This window comes from Dictyobacter arantiisoli (assembly GCF_008326305.1).
GTDB lineage: Bacteria > Chloroflexota > Ktedonobacteria > Ktedonobacterales > Ktedonobacteraceae > Dictyobacter > Dictyobacter arantiisoli.
Map to the genome: position 1 here is coordinate 1 of NZ_BIXY01000218.1, position 1,783 is coordinate 1,783.

The following is a 1,783-nucleotide window of genomic DNA, read 5'->3' on the forward strand; positions in this document are numbered from 1 at the left end:
GCGCTGTATAGTCCTGTGATGTTGCGGCTGAGACGCTGACATGAGCCCATTTTCCACCTTTGAGCCCTCCACGCTATTGGGAGATGATCAGCCTGCTATTCATCTTGAACTTGGGAGAAGGATGTTCCTTCTCTTATTCTCTTTCTTTTCTTTCTTTTCTTTCTTTTATTTCTTTTCTTCTCTCCTGACGTTTTGCTAGAGCACCCTCTGAAACATTTTGTAGGTGTGTTACACTAGTTCCTGTTCTATATGCGTCATGTAAAGAAGAAGCTCCCTCTATCTCACGGCGCTTCTGCGGTACTTCATTCCAGCCTGGCTTCAGTGGAGCTTTCCCAGCAGCAGCTCGTATGGCATGAAGATTTCGCGCCGCACCACTCCATTGATTCGTTTTAGCCGTGTAGATGGTGCTTGGTTTCCCATCACGGCCAGGACTTTCCAAGCGGAGATGAGGATCGAGGGGCTTGGCCTTATGATAATAGGAAGAGGTAGGGGTAATGTCAACGACAAGGGAAGTATCAGCAGAACGAGGAGCGTCGCTGGGCGCGCCGTGTGGCTGGTAGAGGGCTCTTTGCACATCTAGATCGAAGGAGGGGGGGTCAGGCAGTTCGAAGTTATCAGAGGAAGAGGCTGCATCTTGTGGCTGCATCTCTGGTGACGGTGACAGGGGTTCGTTATACAGGAAGTCGTCGTCGTTATACGACTGATCAAAAGTGCGTGAATAGAAGGGACCTTGCCCTGATGGGCCACTGATCTGATCCCCATCCTCGTGTGACTGGTAGTATTGAGAGCCCGGGCCCTCAGTCGCGAGAGAATTGTGGTAATCCTCGACACTCATGATGGGATCAGTGTCTTCGGAGAATGGCACATCCCCGTATCGCAGGTAGCGGGCATTTGACTCCTCTTGCTGTGGATAGAAGGAGGCGGGGACAGGCAGCCCTGAATAGGGACCTTGCCCTGATGGGCCACTGATCTGATTCTCGTGTGACAGGTAGATGGCTTTTTGCACATCAGAAGGGGTATGAGGAACTGCACCTAGTGGTCTAAAGTTGTCTGAAGAGGGACCTTGCCCTGATAGGTCACTGGTCTGATTCTCGTGTGACAGGTAGAGGGCTCTTTGCACATCAGCAGGGGTATAAGGAAATGCATCTCGTGATCTAAAGTTGTCTGAAGAGGGACCTTGCCATGATAGGTCACTGGCCTGATCCTCGTGTGACAGGTAGAGGGCTCTTTGCACATCAGCAGGGGTATAAGGAAATGCATCTCGTGATCTAAAGTTGTCTGAAGAGGGACCTTGCCATGATAGGTCACTGGCCTGATCCTCGTGTGACTGGTAGTTTTGAGAGCTCGGGCCCTCATTCTGGCCCTCATAAGAAGGAGCGAACAGTTCGCTTGGATTAACGGTCTCCGTGAGGTGACCAGCAGTGTGTTCGGGGAATGGCATAGGAATTTCTCCTTTTTGTTAAAAGGATAGAGCGGCAGGCAGGGAAATGCAAGAGGGAAAGAGACCCAATCTGATCGGTCATGGGATGGGTCGGGGAAGATCCGAGTGCCTCGTGTCCTGATCGAGTTAGGTCTGGGGCCACAGAGCCGTGGTGGCCCCGGCAGCGTGAATTCTCTCCCTGACACTTTTTTGATGACAAAAAACAGGCGGCGAAGAAAAGGAAAAAAATGGAAGAAGAGAGAAAAGAAATGGCGCTCAAACCACGCATACTTGTCCTGGGACACGCTGACCCCGCGACCGGCTATGGACGTGTTCTTTCCAGTATCTGTCGTCGTCTTGCGC

Annotated in this window: 1 protein-coding gene; it reads right to left on the reverse strand. The window is 51.5% G+C overall.

Annotation, left to right across the window (positions count from 1 at the left end; all coding sequences use genetic code 11):
- Positions 1 to 133: 133 nt before the first annotated feature.
- Positions 134 to 1,441, reverse strand: coding sequence for a hypothetical protein (locus tag F1593_RS27890; RefSeq protein ID WP_149404818.1), 1,308 nt, complete (start codon positions 1,439 to 1,441; stop codon positions 134 to 136).
- Positions 1,442 to 1,783: the final 342 nt, after the last annotated feature.

Coding starts and splice junctions, on each gene's coding strand:
- F1593_RS27890 (WP_149404818.1), bottom strand. CDS start 1,441: ATGCCATTCCCCGAACACACTGCTGGTCACCTCACGGAGACCGTTAAT.